The sequence below is a fragment of the Terasakiella sp. genome (assembly GCF_048267425.1).
Classification (GTDB): domain Bacteria; phylum Pseudomonadota; class Alphaproteobacteria; order Rhodospirillales; family Terasakiellaceae; genus Terasakiella.
Genome location: NZ_JBLWXN010000006.1, coordinates 113,270 through 130,150, shown reverse-complemented (window position 1 = coordinate 130,150; position 16,881 = coordinate 113,270). Strand labels below are relative to the sequence as shown.

Genomic DNA, 16,881 nt, shown 5'->3' with positions numbered 1-16,881 from the left:
TTTAAGGGCTACTGGCTCTATCATTTTAATGATAGAGCCAGTTTTTATTGCGGGATAAGGGCCTTAACGATTGGGAGCGGGTATATTGCGACTGGCAATTGGAACATGATCGGATAATTGGTTCCAAATCACCGTCTTGTTGGGGGATTTTTTACTGATGCCGATATAAAGCGGGATTTCATCAATCACATTTATATTGAGGTCGGTGGTGTTGCGATCTTCGATGAAATTCCCCGGCATAAGGGAGTAATCTGCCCGACCATTTCGAATAAGTTCCAGAATATTGGGGATGCGCGAGGTTTCTGAAACTCGCATGGACTTATTGGTATAGTCCTTTATCAGCGACGTCCCGCGCAAGAAAACCCCGTGGTAATCCTTGATGTTACCAAGGTGGATATTCTGCCCGTTTCGTCGAACAAGGATAATCGGCAGCATGGCAATTGGACCATAGAGGTCCAGAAAGGTTTCGCGCTCAGGCGTTTTGAATATGCAAGGGGTTATATCGGATCGTCCCGATTGCAAGGACTGTATGATCCTTTTCCACGGCATATCTTGTATAGATAGGTTGGGTAATGTTTTTTGCACTCGTTCCAGACAACGTGCGTTCTGGGGGAGACCTTTAATCATCTCCAAAGATACTGCGACTTTCACTTGGGGGGAATCAGTGGCGCTTGCTGGATTTGAAAAAGTACCAAGAACAGTGAAAAGGCAGCACAAAAGAAAATGTTTCGCAAAAGACATTGTGCTGGACCTCCCTGTTTTAGAGAATTCTTGGTGTTCTGTTCTTATTAGTGGTTGAATTGAAGCCTATAATATATTGTTCTTATGTTCAATAGAGGAATGCACCGAAAATGTGTTCAGGCTTTAGAGATACGTGTCTAAGCTGAATAAATGTTCCAGATGGGGCTTGGCGATGGGGCCATCCAGATCGACACCGGTACGGATCAAACCTTTCACAAAATCACGTACATGTTTATGCATCCATGATTTTGCTTCTGCCACATCACGTTCGCGTAGCGCGTTGAGCATGACTTTATGTGCTTCCAGCAGGCGAGACGGGGCTTCGGGGACGGTTTCAAAAATATATTGGGTGGCCGGATAAATGAGTAAGCCAGAGGGTTCGCGCGCCAGAATAAAAACGCGGTTCTGGGCGGCTTCGGCTAATATACTATGAAATTCGGTATCAAGGCGGGCGAGTTCGTTTTTATCGTCCAATTTTTCTTCTGTCTCACGCACATTGCGTTCTAGACGATCAAGTTGGTCATCGGTGATATTTTTTGCAGCCAATTCAATGGTTTTTGGTTCCAAAATTTCCAGTGATTCCACCAGCTCCCGAAAGGTAACTTTATGCAGGACCAAGGAACGGCTGATGCGTGTTGCCAGTTTGTCATACCCGGGAAGGGACACATAAAGGCGGCGTTTTTCACCCCGGCGCAACATGCCGCTTTGTTCCAACAAGCGGATGCCTTCGCGAACCGTGGATCGGTTGACACCAAATTGTTCAACAAGGTCGGCCTCTGTGCCGATGGGTTCTTCGGGTTTAATCAGGCCTTCCATGATTTGCTGTTCGATTGCATCGGCGACCTGACGATAGGCAGGTAAGATTTCAAGCTTTTCGAATTTTTGTTTTTTCATAAGAAGTACGAGAGTCCCGATTGAGCCTTTGAACAAAGGCGTGCTGATTCTCGCGAATATAGTGGAGATAGGCGGACTTGTCATTAGGGTTGTTTGCCTCGAATCTTTTATGCATTTGCTCTTCATTCTCATTCTTTACCGACTGAATGTGTCAACCTGTGTAGCCCTTGACGCAGGGGATATAAGGTGTCGCTGCACTGCACATAATAAAATTTCAAAAAATGCTTGATTGGCGAACATAATTTTATAAAGTCCTATTGTCCGACAATACGAAGATCCAAAGATCATTTAAACCAATAATTATAAGGGAGGCTGTTGGATGTTTGAGAAGTTATCCCTTCAACCTGCCTTTAATCAGGTGGTTGAAGCGATCGAAATGAAAATTATGCGTGGGGAGCTTTCCCAAGGTGACCAGATCGGCACGGAAGCCGAATTGGAAAAACAATTCGGCGTCAGTCGCAACACCATTCGTGAAGGGGTGCGCGTTCTGGAATACTTGGGTTTGTTGACGCGTCGAAAAGGGCGCAGGCTGAGTGTCGACCGCCCCAAAAGCAATTTGATGAGCGCACAGATCAAGCGCACCCTTTTGATGCAGCGTGCGACCTACCGCGATCTTGTGGAATATCTCAGCTTTGTTGAAATGGCATCCATTGAAAATGCCTTGCAGCATGATAATGCGGTGTTGTTTAGCGCGCTACGTGAAAACTTGACGCAGACCCGTATGTCCATGACGGAGCCGGAAACGCTGGCGCGATTGGATATGGAATTTCACACCACATTGGCGCGTGCCACGGAAAATGCGGTGATGGTTATGGCTTATGAACCGGTTGGTCAGCTGATTTATGCGTCCACGCAGCAGATTTTTGAAAAGGCACCGATCGGGGCGCAACGTCTTTATGACGCGCACCGTATCTTACTGGAGGCGTTGGAAGCCGGTGATCGGGATAAGGCGTTGAGTTGGATGAAGAAACATATTCTCGATTTTGAAAAAGGCCTGCTGGGCGTGGGTGTCAATTTCGATGATCCGGTGACGTCGAAATACTGGATCGATAAAGAGCATTAACAGGGAAACTTCAAAAAGAAGAAAGCAATGCAGATGAGGCAAGTATCACAGAGTGCGCGGTCGATAGAACCTCCGCTCTTAAATCAGGAAATATTGGCGGTGGACCGTGTCAGCCTATCCTTTGGCGGGGTCAAAGCATTGTCCAACGTGTCTTTCAGTGTGAAAGAGGGCTCGATTACGTCCGTGATCGGGCCAAACGGGGCGGGGAAGACGTCTTTGTTTAACTCCATTTCGGGTTTTTATAAACCGAGTGAAGGCGATGTGCGTTTCTTAGGCGAGAACGTCAATAAAGTAACGGCGCCGGAGCGCGCTGAACGCGGCATGTCACGAACCTTTCAAAACATCGCCCTGTTTAAGGGGATGACGGTTTTAGACAATATCAAGCTAGGCCGTCATGCTCATTTGAAAACCAATGTGCTGGATGCCTTGTTTTATTTTGGGCGGGCCCGGCGTGAAGAATGTGAACTGCGCCGTGAAGTTGAAGAACGTATCATTGATTTTCTGGAAATTGATCATATCCGCAATCAATCCGTCGCCAATCTGTCTTATGGGTTGCAAAAACGGGTGGAACTGGCGCGTGCCTTGGCCATGCAGCCGAAAATTCTGCTTCTGGATGAACCTGTTGCGGGCATGAACCGCGAAGAAACCGAAGATATGGCCCGCTTTATTCTGGATGTGAAAGAAGAATGGGGCGTGACGGTTTTAATGGTGGAACACGACATGGGACTGGTCATGGACCTGTCTGATCATGTGGTTTGTTTGAATTTTGGCAAAGTCATTACCGAGGGTTTGCCCGGTGATGTTCAGGCGCATCCCGATGTGATTTCCGCTTATTTGGGTTCAGGTGATGTTGCGGCCCTTCGCAAGAAATTCAAGGAGGGAAAATAAGCTATGGACTGGTTATTTTTCAGCGAAATCGGATTGGCCGGGATCGGCAGTGGCGGTCTTTATGCCCTGACCGGTTTGGCCCTTGTTCTGATTTATAAGGCGACCCGTGTTGTCAATATGGCAATCGGCGAGATATTGATGTTCGGTGCCTATGTTTTCATGGGGTTCAGCGCGGGACTTGCCTTGCCGATGTGGGCGGCCATTCCGTTGGCGATCCTTGTGACAGGCCTGATGGGTGGCGTGATTGAACGTTTGATCATTCGCCCGATGTTGGGTGAAAGCGCAATTTCTATCTTTATGGTCACCATCGGCTTAGGCAGCGTTCTGGTTGGTTTGGTCGAGATTATCTGGGGGGCAAATCCGCAGCGTCTGGTCGAATTTATGCCATCTGATCCGATCTTTATCGGCGAAGCTTATTTATCATCCAAAGTTGGTTATGCCTTTGCTATTGCAGCGGTCGTTTTAGGTCTGTTCCTGATTGTTTTTCGCACATGGCGCGGCGGTGTTGCCTTGCGCGCAACAGCGGGTGATCAAGCAGCGGCATATTCAATGGGGATTAACGTTCCCGGTGTTTTTTCCAGCGTTTGGGTCATTACGGCGATGATTTCTGCCGGGGCAGGCATTCTGGTCGGGTCCATCGGCGGAATTTCGCCCAACATGGGGGTGTACGGCCTGTCTGTACTGGTTGTCGTGATTGTTGGCGGATTGGACAGCTTGTTGGGTGCCCTGATTGCCGGGGTCTTGGTCGGCATAATCGAAACCTACGCCGGGGCTTATTTGGGTGGAGAATACAAGATGCTGGCGACCTTTTGCCTGTTGGTTCTGGTTCTCGTCGTTCGTCCTTATGGGCTTTTCGGTACACATGAAATTGAACGGTTGTAAGTGATATGCGTATTGGTACAGCAAAAGAAAATTATCTCCATGATGCAGCCCTGTTCGATACGAACGTGCAGCGCGCATGGATGGTAGCCTTGGCAGCAGCCTTGTTGGTTCTGCCGTTTATCAGCGGACAATATATCGGTTATCTGGTTTGTCTGGTTTTAATCAATATTGTCAGTACGACGGGATTGAACATTTTAACCGGATTTACCGGCCTGGTGAGTTTAGGCCAAGCTGCCTTTATGGGCGTTGGAGCCTATACGGTCGCAATCCTTGAAATCAACGCCGGGACACCGTTTTTGTTAAACTTGCTGATTGCAGGTGGAGCGGCTTCTTTGGTTGGTGTCGTCGTTGGATTACCAAGCTTGCGGGTTAAGGGTTTATATTTGGCGATTGCAACGATTGCGGCGTCTGTCATTTTGCATTTTGTTTTTGCAAACTGGACGAGCGTGACAGGTGGTGTGTCCGGTCTGACCATGCCGCCTGCGTCTATCTTCGGGTTTGAACTGGTGCAGCCTAATCAGGTTTATTGGATTATTATGCCGATCACCGTTGTCATGCTGTTTGGGGCGGCGAACCTGTTTCGCACCCGCATCGGGCGTGCCTTTATCGCCATTCGTGACCGGGATATTTCTGCCGAGGTTCTGGGTATCCGTCTGTTGCGTTATAAGTTGTTGAGCTTTGCGATCTCGTCTTTTTACGCCGGTGTCGCCGGGGGCTTATGGGCTTATTTCTTCCGTGTGATTACGCCGGAAAGCTTTCCCTTGATGATGTCGATCTTCTTTTTGGCGGCCATTATCGTTGGCGGCATGGGCTCAATCCTCGGCGGTATTTTAGGCGCAGTCTTTATGACGATGGTGCCGGAAATTCTGAAAATGATGGTGGGCGTGTTATCGCCGATTTGGCCGGACGCGGTTGCGGTGATGTCGCCTGTACGGATCATCGTTTTTGGCGGGCTGATCATTTTTTTCCTTATCTTTGAACCGGACGGTTTGGCCGAAATTTGGCGCAATATCCGACGGTTCTTCCATCTCTGGCCGTTTCGGACCTGAGACAATAATAAACTGTCAAATTTTAACTTAAACACGATCCTAACAGGGAGTAATCAATGTCTATTTTTCACAAGATAGCAAAACGGGCTACAGCCGTTGCACTGGGTGCCGGTCTGATGGTTGGTGCAGCACATGCAGCTGATAAAAAGGATATCGTTCTTGGCGGTTCCATTCCGTTGACAGGTGTCTTTGCCTTTGCTGGTGTTGGTATTCATGCCGGTATTCAAGACGCGGTAAAAATCACCAATGACAATGGTGGTATTGAAGGACACAAGTTGGTCTATGTACCGGAAGATACAGCTTACAAGGTGGACGCGTCCGTTGCCGCCTTTAACAAAATTACCAGCCAGCATGATGTAAATCTTTATTATGGGGATTCAACGGCTTTTTCCAAAACGATCGCCCCCGAACTTGACCGTTCTGGAAAAATGTTGATGGCAGGTGCATCTTTTGCATCTGAGTTGGATGATCCGAAGAAATACCCGAATATCTTTATTCCGGGGCCGAGCTATACCGACATGGTTGGTATTTTGCTGGAATATATTGCCAAGGAAAAACCGGGTGCAAAAGTTGGTTTTGTACATTCTGATACAGAATTCGGCCGTGATCCGGTTGAAGGGGCCAAAGCAAGCGCCAAGGCACTTGGCCTTGATATGAACCTTGTGATCTCCACTGCACCGGGTGGTGTGGATGTATCCACCGAAGTTTTAAAAATGCGTCGTGCGCGTCCTGATTTCGTGATCTTCCACGGTTATGTACTGGCACCGATCCCGGAATTTATCACACAAGCGCGCTCTATGGGCCTAAAGACCAAATTCATGGGTACATTCTGGTCTATGGACAATTCAATGGTTGGCAAAATGGGTGATGTTGCCGACGGGTTTATGGGCGTGATGCCGTATAACTATTATTACACCAAAGCCGACAATGCACCGATGCTGGATAAAATCCGTTCCATGCGCGACACCTATCAAAGCAATGCCTATATGCAGGGTTTCTTCAGCACCATGATGATGGCGGAAGCGGCGCGCAATACGGTGAAAGCAGGCAAAGAACTGAACGGGGCGAACCTGAAGGCTGGCCTGCAAGCCATTAAAGACTTTGATACCGGCGGTGTGATCGGTGTGCCTGTTTCTGTGAAAGGGAACTCTGTCCCGGTTGGTCGGGTTTATCAGTACGATGCTGCGAAAAAACAAATGGTTGCAGCTTCCGACTGGATCAATCTGGACTAAGGAAAAACTTATGACAAGCGAGTCACCCATTTTGGATATCCGCAACATCGAAGTTGTTTACAACAACACTGTTCAGGTGTTGCGGGGCTTGTCACTGTCTGTGCCGAAGGGGGCGGTTGTCGCCCTCCTCGGTTCAAACGGGGCAGGAAAATCCACGACTTTAAAAGCCATTTCACGACTGTTGGAACTGGAAAAAGGCGAAGTTAAATCCGGCGAGATCATGTTTGATGGCAAGGCCGTTCGGGAAGATAGTCCACATGGTCTGGTGCGCCGTGGTTTGTTTCATGTCATGGAAGGCCGTCGCGTTTTTGAAGATTTAAGCGTTGAAGAAAACCTGACTGCCGCCACTTACGCCGATGATCTGAACAAGGCCAAAAAACGTTTTGAACTGGTCTATGAATATTTCCCCCGCCTTTATGAACGCCGGGACGGTCTGGCGGGTTATCTATCGGGTGGAGAACAACAAATGTTGGCTATCGGGCGGGCTTTGATCGCCAATCCGAAAATCATCTTGCTGGATGAACCGTCCCTTGGTTTGTCTCCGCTGTTTACCGAAGAAATTTTCTCCATTATCGCGCGGATCAATAACGAGCAGGGAACCTCCATGCTGTTGGTGGAGCAAAATGCGGCAATGGCCTTTGCCGTTGCGGACTACGGCTACATCATGGAAACGGGCAAGATCGTTTTGGATGGTCCGACAGAAGTGTTGACCAGCGATTCAGACGTTCAGGAATTCTATCTGGGCATGGGCGGGCACGGTGAAGGCGAAAGTAAATCCTTCCGTGACGTCAAACATTATAAACGCCGCAAACGCTGGCTTTCCTAAAAGAAAAAGAATACGGGACGTTTTAAGAATGAATGCGAACATATCCTTACCGGAACTGACCATCCCGCAAATGTTGCAGGCCCATGCCCGCGACATTCCCAATGAGGTTGCCTTGCGTCAAAAAGATCATGGTATCTGGCAACCGATCACGTGGCACGATTATTATATGCGCAGCTGTCATTTTGCGCTGGGTTTGCAAGAACTGGGACTGTGCAAAGGCAGTCACCTCGGCATTTTATCGGAAAATCGCTGGGAATGGGTGACGTCCCAAATGGCGGCGAATATTTTAGGAGCTATTTCAGTCGGGGTTTATCCGACCAGTCCCGCCGAAGAGGTCGCCTACGTTCTGGAACACGGGGATGTGGAAGTTATTGTCTGTGAAGATCAGGAACAGACAGATAAGATTTTAGAAAGCTGGGACAGCCTGCCCAAAATGAAAAAGATCATCGTTTTGGAACATAAAGGTTTTCGTAGTTATCCGGCAGATAAGGTTCTTTTGTTTGATGATGTGGTCGAGGCCGGTGCCAAACGTGGCGATACTCATTTCACGGCATTGGAAGAAGGACTGGCACAACAGACGTTATCCGATATCGGTTTGATGGTTTACACATCCGGTTCGACCGGACGCCCCAAAGGCGCGATGCTATCCTATAAAAACATGCGCGCAGAAGGCCATGCCGTGTTGGAAACATTGGGTGTAAAACAAGGCGAACGTTACCTTTCTTATTTACCCTTGTGCCATGTGGCAGAACAGCTTTTGACCGTATATGGCGCGATTTGCGGAGCTTATCAGGTGAATTTTGGGGAATCTATTCGCACCGTGCAGCAAGATGTACGCGAAGTGGCCCCGCATTTGTTTTTAGGTGTGCCGCGTATTTGGGAAAAATTGCAATCTGCCATTCATATCAAAATGGTGGAAGCTGGCGGCTGGCGTTATGCCCTTTATCAAAAAATGCTGAAAATGTGTGAACCGTTTAATCTGAAACCGGCCCATGAACGCACATTGGGCGAAAAACTGAAATTTCAGTTGGCTTATTGGCTGTTCTTTCGCGCGTTACAGAATTTTGTCGGCTTGCGTCGCGCCCATACGGTGATGAGTGGGGCGGCCCCGGTTTCGCCTTTTATCCTTAATTTCTTTCGCACCATCGGTTTGCCGTTTATCGAAGTGTATGGACAGACGGAAACCACCGGGATGGTTACGTCACAAACCTTACAAGATATCCGACTTGGTACGGTTGGTCCCGGTGTTTTCAATGCCGAGCTACGCGCAGATGAAGAAACTGGCGAGTTATTGGTGAAATCCGATCTGGTCTTTGCCGGATATTACAAAAATGAAGAGGCCACCAAACAGACCATCGTGGATGGCTGGCTGCATACAGGGGATGTGGTGCGCATCGAAGACGGGCATGTGCGCATTGTTGATCGTTTGAAAGATATTATGATCACGGCCGGGGGGAAAAACCTCAGCCCCACAGAAATTGAAAATACCATGAAGGCCAGCCCTTACATCAAGGAATGTATTGTGATTGGGGAAAAACGCAAATTTGTCTCCGCCTTGATCCAGATTGATCCTGAAACGGTCGGCCAATGGGCGGAAAGCCAGCAAATTGCTTATACCAATTTCAAAAATTTAGCAGAAAACCCCGCTGTTCGGGAATTGGTGGAAAACGAGATTAAGACTCAAAATGAGAAAATGGCAACGGTTGCCCATATCCGCAAATTCCACCTGCTGACCAAAGAACTGGACCATGACGACGGCGAAGTCACGGCGACCATGAAGATCAAGCGTGCAAGCATTACGCAGAAATATGAAACGGAAATTGAGGCCCTTTACGCCTGATCTGTGACAAGGAATAGAGAAATGACGACTTACAAAGCACCGTTGGACGACATTCGTTTTGTCGTGCGACATATGGCGAACTACGATCAAATTTTTGATAAAATTGGCAATGATGATCTGTCTTGGGATATGGTCGAGGCCGTTACTGAAGAAGCCGCGAAACTGGCGGAACAGGTTCTCGCCCCCTTAAATGAAACCGGGGATCAACAAGGATCAAAACTGATTGATGGCAAGGTTGTTACGCCGGATGGCTGGCAAGCGGCTTATGATGCGGTGGCGCAAGGCGGCTGGGTCGGTCTTGGCAGTTCAACGGCTTATGGCGGGCAAGGCTTCCCCGAAGTTGTTGCAGGCAGTGTCGCTGAAATGTTTCAAAGTGCAAACCTTGCCTTTTCCCTTTGGCCTTTGTTGAACCAAGGGGCCGGGGATGCGATTTTACGCCATGCCAGTGATGCCTTAAAAGAACGCTACCTTCCCAAATTAATCAGTGGGGAATGGACCGGCACCATGAACCTGACCGAACCGCAAGCTGGCTCGGATCTGGCGGCGGTTCGGACCAAGGCGGTACCAAATGGTGATCATTATCTGATTTCAGGTTCGAAGATCTTTATTTCTTATGGGGATCATGAACTATCAGACAATATCGTTCATCTTGTTTTGGCGCGCACACCGGATGCACCGGACGGGGTCAAAGGGATTTCCTTGTTTATCGTCCCGAAATATCTGGTGAATGCAGATGGCCGTCTGGGCGCACGAAATGACCTGCGGGCGATTTCGCTGGAACATAAGTTGGGGATTCATGCCAGCCCGACATGCGTTATGTCTTATGGGGATGAAGATGGTGCGGTTGGTTATCTGATCGGCGAAGAAAATCGCGGGTTGGAATATATGTTCGTGATGATGAACCGTGCGCGTTTTGAAGTTGGTTTGCAAGGTGTATCCTTGGCGGAACGGGCCTATCAAAAAGCGCTTTCTTACGCCAAAGAACGGGTGCAGGGCGTACCGTTTAACGGACAACCCGGTGATACAATTATCAAGCATCCCGATGTGCGACGTCTGTTGATGCACATGAAAAGTCAGACCCAAGCCATGCGTGCCTTGACCTATTGGGGCGGGGCACAACTTGATCTGGCCCATTATGAAGAAAATGAAACACGTCGTCAGTCAGTGCAGGCGGATGCGGAATTTTTAACACCGATTATCAAGGCATGGTGCACCGAACGCGGGGTGGAGATGACTTCGCTTGGTCTTCAAGTTCACGGTGGTTTGGGCTTTATCGAAGAAACAGGGGCAGCACAATATTACCGCGATGCCCGCATCATCACGATTTATGAAGGCACAACGGCTATTCAAGCCAATGATTTTGTTTTCCGCAAGACATTGCGTGACGAAGGTGCGACGGCGCGTCGTTTGCTCGCGCAATGGAAAGAAGATGTCATCGGATATCAGGACGGGCGTTTGCAAGATGGGAAAGCCAAGGTTTTAAAATCATTGGATCATTGTGACGCAGCTTTGGGTTTGATGTTGAAACGTGCCAAATCCGGCCCGGCAAACGTGGCGGCAACCGCTGTGGCTTATCTAGATGTCTGGGGATACGCCATTGGCGGTTATCTGATGTTGAAGGCAGCCTCTATTGCAATGGCGCAGCAGGAACAAAGTGATGCGAATACGGGTTTCCTCAAAGGGAAAATCGCCTGCGCCGATTTTTATATCACTCACATTTTACCGCAGGCTGAGGCCTGCCTCAGTATCGTTCTGGATGGCACGGATGCCGTTTGGGGACTGAGCGACGATCAATTCTAAGAAATTCAAAGAAAACGGAGAGACAAAAATGTCCAACCTTGAAAATGTAGTTATTGTTGATGGTGCAAGAACCGCGGTCGGTGGTTTTGGTGGCAGCCTCAGTGGATTTAGTCCAGCAGACCTTGGCACCATTGCAGCCAAAGAAGCGATTTCAAAATCCGGTGTTCCGGCAGAAGATATCGAACATTCTGTCTTTGGGCATATTATCACGACCGGGGCGCAGGATGCCTATCTGTCGCGCCATATTGCCTTGAACGCCGGGATGAAAGAAAGCTCGGTTGCCTTTCATATGAACCGTCTGTGTGGATCATCCATTCAGTCTTTAATTTCAGCCGCGCAAATGTTGATGTTGGGCGATTGTAAACTGGCTTTGGCTGGTGGGGCTGAGGTCATGAGCCGGGGCGTTTATTATTTGGAAAGTGCACGTTTTGGTCAACGCATGGGTGATGGTCGCCTGTATGATATGACAACAGGTGTTCTGGCAGACCCGTTTGACAGTGGTCATATGGGTATGACAGCCGAACGCATTGCCGAACAATATGGTTTGAGCCGCGAAGAACTGGACGAATATGCGGTGGAAAGTCATCGTCGCGCCCAAAACGCAACGGAAAAAGGCTATTTCAAAAGCCAGATTGTTCCGGTTGAAGTTAAGAAAGGCCGCAAATCGTTTACCTTTGATACGGATGAGCATATCCGCATGGATGCAACAGTTGAAGGCATGGCAAAATTACCGCCTGCCTTTAAAAAAGATGGCATTGTCACGGCGGGGAATGCTTCCGGCATTAATGACGCGGCTTGTGCAATGGTTTTAACAACCGAAAGCGAAGCGGAAAAACGGGGCCTGAAACCTCGTGCGCGCATTGTATCATACGGTTTTGGTGGTGTTGCCCCCAATGTTATGGGGCTTGGCCCCATTTGTGCGGCACCTGCAGCATTGCAACGTGCCGGGTTAAGCGTTGCTGATATGGATGTGATTGAATCAAACGAAGCATTTGCAGCACAAGCAATGGCGGTTTCACGCGAGCTTGATTTCGATCCGGCAAAAGTAAACCCGAATGGCAGTGGGATTAGCCTTGGTCATCCGGTTGGTGCAACAGGATCAATCATCACTCTGAAAACATTGTATGAATTAGAACGCATCAATGGACGTTATGGTTTGATGACCATGTGTATAGGTGGCGGTCAGGGTATCGCAATGATCGTGGAGAAACTGTAATGACGCAGGATATTAAAAAAGTTGGCGTCATTGGGGCCGGTGTTATGGGGGCAGGCATTGCCGCACAGGCGGCCAATGGTGGGGCCGAGGTTGTCTTGCTGGATATTGTGCCCGATGGTGCAACGGACCGAAATGCCATTGCCCAAGGGGCGGTGGAGCGTTTTATCAAAGCCGGGGCCAATGGTGGCTTTATGGGGCAAGAGGCAGCCAAACGCCTGAGCGTCGGTAATATCGAAGACGATCTCAACCTTCTATCGGATTGTGACTGGATCGTTGAAGTTATTGTTGAAAAGCTTGATATCAAACAAGACTTATTTCAAAAGATCGAAACCGTGCGCAAAGATGGATCGGTCGTATCGTCCAATACCTCGACCATTCCGTTGGCGACATTGATGCAAGGGATGCCCCAGCGTTTGCGCGAAGATTTTATCGTGACGCATTATTTCAATCCACCGCGCCATATGCGTCTGTTGGAAATTGTTAAAGGAGACGAGACCAAACAAAGTGCGGTTGATCGCGTTGCTTCTTTTAATGACATCCAGATGGGGAAAACCGTTATTCATTGTGCGGACCGTCCCGGTTTTATCGCCAACCGTCTTGGCGTGTTTTGGATGCAGGCCGCGGTTTATGAAGCCGTGCGCAATGGACTGAGTATTGAAGACGCGGACGCGATTATGTCTGGTCCGTGTGGTTATCCGAGCACCGGAATTTTCGGCCTTTGGGATTTATGCGGGATCAATTTGATGCCGGATGTGACGGCCAGTTTGGGTGGTTTATTGCCTGAAACAGATGCGTTTGCGCCTTATCGGGATGTTCTGCCACAAATCGTCGGTATGGTGGAACGGGGCTATCATGGCCGCAAAGGACGTGTTTATCAGGGGTTTTACCGTCTGAGCCGCACCGATGATGGCAAAAAAATCAAAGAAACGATCAATCTTCAAAACCTTGAATATCGAAACTTCGAGAAATCTGAACTCGCCAGTGCACAGTTGAAGAAAGGTCAGTTGGCTGAACTGCTGGCAAGTCCCGATAAAGGCGGTGTTTATGGCTGGAAAGTTCTGTCACAGGTTTTGAACTACGCCACAACTTTGGTCCCTGATGTTGCGGGGGAAATTACATCCGTCGATCAGGCCATGAAGCTTGGTTATAACTGGCAGTTCGGGCCGTTTGAAATGATCGACTTGATCGGCACCAAAGAATTTGTTGCCCGTCTGGATGCGGATGGCTTGTCTGTTTCTGATTTCTTGCGCAATGCCGATGGACGCCAGATTTATATTGAAGAAAACGGTGTTGAAAAATGCCTGAATGCCAAAGGGCAATATGTGGAAATCGCACGCCCCGATGGTGTGTTGACCTTGGCGGATTTGAAACGCCGCAAGGCTTGTGTGATTGAAAGTGAAACGGCAAATGTCTGGGATTTGGGCGATGATGTCTGGGCGTTGGAATTTCGCACAAAAATGAACACCTTACCCAAAGAATTACTGGAAAATATTGATCATATCCGCGAACGTGCCGAAGCAGAAAACAAGGCACTGGTTTTATATAACGAAGGGCCGTTATTTGCCGCTGGGGCCAATTTGGCGGATTTGATCGAAAAGGTCGAAGATCAAACTTATGTGCGTGATTATATCGCCTATGGTCAACAGGTCTTTATGCGTTTGAAATATGCTTCAATACCAGTTGTCGGGGCACCTGCCGGGCGGGCCTTTGGCGGCGGTGTGGAAATTTTGATGCATTGCCATGCCGTTCAGGCCCATAGTGAACTATATATCGGGCTTGTGGAAAATAACGTCGGCATTATTCCGGCATGGGGCGGCACGAAAGAATTACTGGTTCGTTCACAGGAAATGTTGGGATCCGATAAAGCCATTGAAAATGCCTACCGCGTTATTTCCGGGGCGATGGTGTCCGGTTCTGCCATGCATGCCAAGGAACTGGGATACCTGCGATCTACAGACGGTGTGACCATGAACCGGGATCGTTTGTTAATGGATGCGAAAAAGCGTGCACTCGCCCTTAAGGAAACACCGTTCAAGCCAAAGACTTTGAGCGCTTTATCACCTGTTGCAGAACCATCTTTTAGTGAAGGTGGTCATCAGGAACTGGTGGAACGCACGACGTATGAAACCATGTTGGCGGCCTTGTCTGATGATTGGGAAAAATCCTTGTTGGCAGCCGAGTTGGAAAACGTGCTTATACTGTGTGCAAAACCTGCTGCGATCGAACGCATGCAGCATATGTTGAAGACGGGCAAGCCGTTGAAAAATTAAGAAACAAAGGATCGGACCTGTTTTATTCGGGGTAAAACAGACCCGTTTCATTTTAGGAAGGAAAGAAGGCTATGACTTTAGCGCAAAATTTTAACGATAATCTGAAATTGCCGGTTGTTGCAGCGCCGATGTTTTTAGTGTCAGGCCCCGAACTTGTCATTGAAACCTGCAAAGCCGGTGTGGTGGGAACGTTCCCGGCCTTAAACCAACGTACAAGTGATGGATTTGAAGATTGGGTTATCACCATTAAACAGCAATTGGCCGAATTTGAATCTCAAACTGGCGAAAAGGCAGCACCGTTTGGGGTAAACTTAATTGCCCATCGCAGCAATCCCAGACTAGAGGCCGATCTTGACATCTGCGTTAAGCATGAAGTTCCTTTGATCATCACCTCCTTGGGGGCAGTTCCCAGCTTGATCGACAAGGTTCATGGTTATGGCGGTTTGGTTTTTCATGATGTGATTAATTTGAAATTTGCCAAAAAAGCAGCAAAGGCCGGGGCCGATGGTTTGATTTGCGTCAGTGCCGGGGCCGGTGGTCATGCAGGTGAGATGAGCCCCTTTGCACTGGTCAGTGAAATTCGCCAATTTTTTGATAAAACCATTTTGCTGGCAGGTTGTTTGTCATCGGGGCGCGATGTGGCAACCGCCCAAATGATGGGCGCGGACCTTGCCTATATCGGGACACGTTTTATCGCGACCAAAGAAGCGATGGCCCAACCGGATTATAAAGATATGATTGTCGACAGCCGGGCGGAAGATATTGTCTATACGCCTAAAATTTCAGGCGTTTATGCGAATTTCCTACGTCCTAGTCTGGATCGTGCCGGGATTGATTTAGCGATGACGCCGGATAAGACCGAGATTGATTTCGGATCTGAATTGACGATGGATGACGAAAAAAAGAAAGGCGCATGGAAAGATATTTGGTCGGCGGGGCAGGGGGTTGGGTCCATTGATGATGTCCCACACGTTAAAGACTTGATCCATAATATGAAAAAGGAATATGTACAGGCTGTCACCCAACAGGCTGACCAAAGTAAAAAATTTATGGAAGAGGAAAAATAACAATGTCCCAGATCGTCACATTTGAACAACAAGATAAAATCGGCGTGATTAAAATGGATGATGGCAAAGCCAATGCCATGTCTTTTGAAATGGCGGCGCAGATGAACGCAGCCTTGGATGAAGCCGAAAAAGGCAGTGATACGATTATCTTGGAAGGTGGTGCAAAATGTTTTTGCGCCGGGTTTGATCTTGAGACAATGAAGGCCGAAGGACCGGATCGGGATCGTTTATTAAAAACAGGTTTTTCCTTGTCTTATCGTCTGTTAAATGCAGGCCGTCCCGTGATTGCCAAAAGTGCCGGTCATGCCTTGGCAATGGGGGCTATTTTGTTGTTATCCTGTGATTACCGGATCGGGGTAAACGGTTCTGCAAAAATCGGTTTGAATGAAATTGCCATTGGTGTGGAAATGCCGGATTACGGCATTGATCTGGTTTTGGATCGCCTAGCAAAACCCGCGCAAATTCCAGCCCTTGCCAACAGCGTTATCTATACTCCGGATCAGGCGGTTCATGTTGGTTTTCTGGATGAAGCAGTGGAGGCAGATGTTTTGGATCGTCGCGTCAATGACGTTGCCGGATATCTCGCAAGCCTGAACATGCCTGCTCATCAAAAGGCGAAACGTGCTTTGCGGGCTAATTTTTTAGCGAAATATAAAGATGTATACGGAGCCTGAGCCATGTCTGAAGATCAAGTCAATTTGACAGATCGTGCGAATTTTAAATTCTGGACGCCGGAAATCTTTCGGTTTGCGGATATGGATGCGCTCAATCATTTGAACAATATTGCATCGGCTGTTTATTGTGAAACCGCACGTGCTGATTTCTTTGTGAAGAATTTGGGGCATGATTTCAGTGCCAAGGTCAACTGGGTTTTGGCAAATATCAACGTCAGTTATCTCGCCCCAGTTCATTATCCAAATGAAATTGAAATCGGTACACGGGTTAAACGTATCGGTAATAGTTCGGTGACTTTGCAACAAGGTCTGTTTTGCCAGCAAGGATGTTTTAGCACGGCTGAAACCATTCTGGTTTTTGCCAATCTGGAAACGGGGAAAAGCACGCCTCTATCAGATGATGTGAAAGAAATTTTTGCCAAGTATAACTGAGGATAAA

General features: G+C 48.4%; 15 protein-coding genes. 13 read left to right on the top strand and 2 right to left on the bottom strand.

Translation table 11 applies throughout. The annotated features are described in order from the left end of the window. Window positions 1-63: 63 nt before the first annotated feature. Together ACN0VA_RS11080 and ACN0VA_RS11075 are read right to left on the bottom strand one after the other, a co-directional pair. Window positions 64-627 carry a substrate-binding periplasmic protein gene (locus ACN0VA_RS11080; protein ID WP_417821319.1) on the bottom strand — a complete coding sequence of 188 codons (564 nt, stop codon included), beginning with the start codon at window positions 625-627 and terminating at the stop codon, window positions 64-66. A gap of 237 nt (window positions 628-864) precedes the next feature. After that, window positions 865-1,635, bottom strand: a complete 771-nt coding sequence (locus tag ACN0VA_RS11075; protein ID WP_417821212.1) for a FadR/GntR family transcriptional regulator — start codon at window positions 1,633-1,635, stop codon at window positions 865-867. Between the two features lie 319 nt (window positions 1,636-1,954). On the opposite strand from ACN0VA_RS11075, the gene ACN0VA_RS11070 reads away from it, so the two are divergent. The 13 genes from ACN0VA_RS11070 (at window position 1,955) to ACN0VA_RS11010 (ending at window position 16,874) form a co-directional block, all read left to right on the top strand. Beyond that, entirely contained in the window at window positions 1,955-2,698 is a 744-nt protein-coding gene (locus ACN0VA_RS11070; protein ID WP_188662280.1) for a FadR/GntR family transcriptional regulator, read from the top strand. Between the two features lie 99 nt (window positions 2,699-2,797). Beyond that, window positions 2,798-3,586 carry an ABC transporter ATP-binding protein gene (locus tag ACN0VA_RS11065; protein WP_417821211.1) on the top strand — a complete coding sequence of 263 codons (789 nt, stop codon included), beginning with the start codon at window positions 2,798-2,800 and terminating at the stop codon, window positions 3,584-3,586. 3 nt (window positions 3,587-3,589) lie between these two features. Further along, window positions 3,590-4,468: a branched-chain amino acid ABC transporter permease gene (locus ACN0VA_RS11060; protein WP_417821210.1), complete on the top strand. Its 879-nt coding sequence runs from the start codon at window positions 3,590-3,592 to the stop codon at window positions 4,466-4,468. Between the two features lie 5 nt (window positions 4,469-4,473). After that, complete coding sequence (locus ACN0VA_RS11055; protein ID WP_188662273.1) at window positions 4,474-5,517, top strand: branched-chain amino acid ABC transporter permease; 1,044 nt, start codon at window positions 4,474-4,476, stop codon at window positions 5,515-5,517. Window positions 5,518-5,573: 56 nt separating this feature from the next. Beyond that, on the top strand, window positions 5,574-6,749 hold the full coding sequence (locus ACN0VA_RS11050) for an ABC transporter substrate-binding protein (RefSeq protein ID WP_417821209.1): 1,176 nt from the start codon (window positions 5,574-5,576) through the stop codon (window positions 6,747-6,749). 10 nt (window positions 6,750-6,759) lie between these two features. Further along, window positions 6,760-7,575, top strand: coding sequence for an ABC transporter ATP-binding protein (locus tag ACN0VA_RS11045; protein ID WP_417821208.1), 816 nt, complete (start codon window positions 6,760-6,762; stop codon window positions 7,573-7,575). Between the two features lie 28 nt (window positions 7,576-7,603). After that, window positions 7,604-9,415 (top strand): AMP-dependent synthetase/ligase, encoded by a 1,812-nt coding sequence (locus ACN0VA_RS11040; protein ID WP_417821207.1) that lies wholly within the window; start codon window positions 7,604-7,606, stop codon window positions 9,413-9,415. 21 nt (window positions 9,416-9,436) lie between these two features. Beyond that, complete coding sequence (locus ACN0VA_RS11035; protein WP_417821206.1) at window positions 9,437-11,215, top strand: acyl-CoA dehydrogenase; 1,779 nt, start codon at window positions 9,437-9,439, stop codon at window positions 11,213-11,215. A 28-nt stretch (window positions 11,216-11,243) separates the two neighbouring features. Then, window positions 11,244-12,431: a beta-ketothiolase BktB gene (bktB, locus tag ACN0VA_RS11030; protein WP_417821205.1), complete on the top strand. Its 1,188-nt coding sequence runs from the start codon at window positions 11,244-11,246 to the stop codon at window positions 12,429-12,431. Further along, window positions 12,431-14,701, top strand: coding sequence for a 3-hydroxyacyl-CoA dehydrogenase NAD-binding domain-containing protein (locus ACN0VA_RS11025; RefSeq protein WP_417821204.1), 2,271 nt, complete (start codon window positions 12,431-12,433; stop codon window positions 14,699-14,701). Before bktB ends, ACN0VA_RS11025 begins: the two co-directional genes overlap by 1 nt. 71 nt (window positions 14,702-14,772) lie before the next feature. Beyond that, a complete protein-coding gene (locus tag ACN0VA_RS11020) occupies window positions 14,773-15,768 on the top strand; it encodes an NAD(P)H-dependent flavin oxidoreductase (protein ID WP_417821203.1) in 996 nt (331 codons plus the stop codon). A 2-nt stretch (window positions 15,769-15,770) separates the two neighbouring features. Beyond that, window positions 15,771-16,442, top strand: coding sequence for a crotonase/enoyl-CoA hydratase family protein (locus ACN0VA_RS11015; RefSeq protein ID WP_417821202.1), 672 nt, complete (start codon window positions 15,771-15,773; stop codon window positions 16,440-16,442). Window positions 16,443-16,445: 3 nt separating this feature from the next. Next, window positions 16,446-16,874, top strand: coding sequence for an acyl-CoA thioesterase (locus ACN0VA_RS11010; RefSeq protein ID WP_417821201.1), 429 nt, complete (start codon window positions 16,446-16,448; stop codon window positions 16,872-16,874). The last annotated feature ends 7 nt before the right edge of the window (window positions 16,875-16,881 follow it).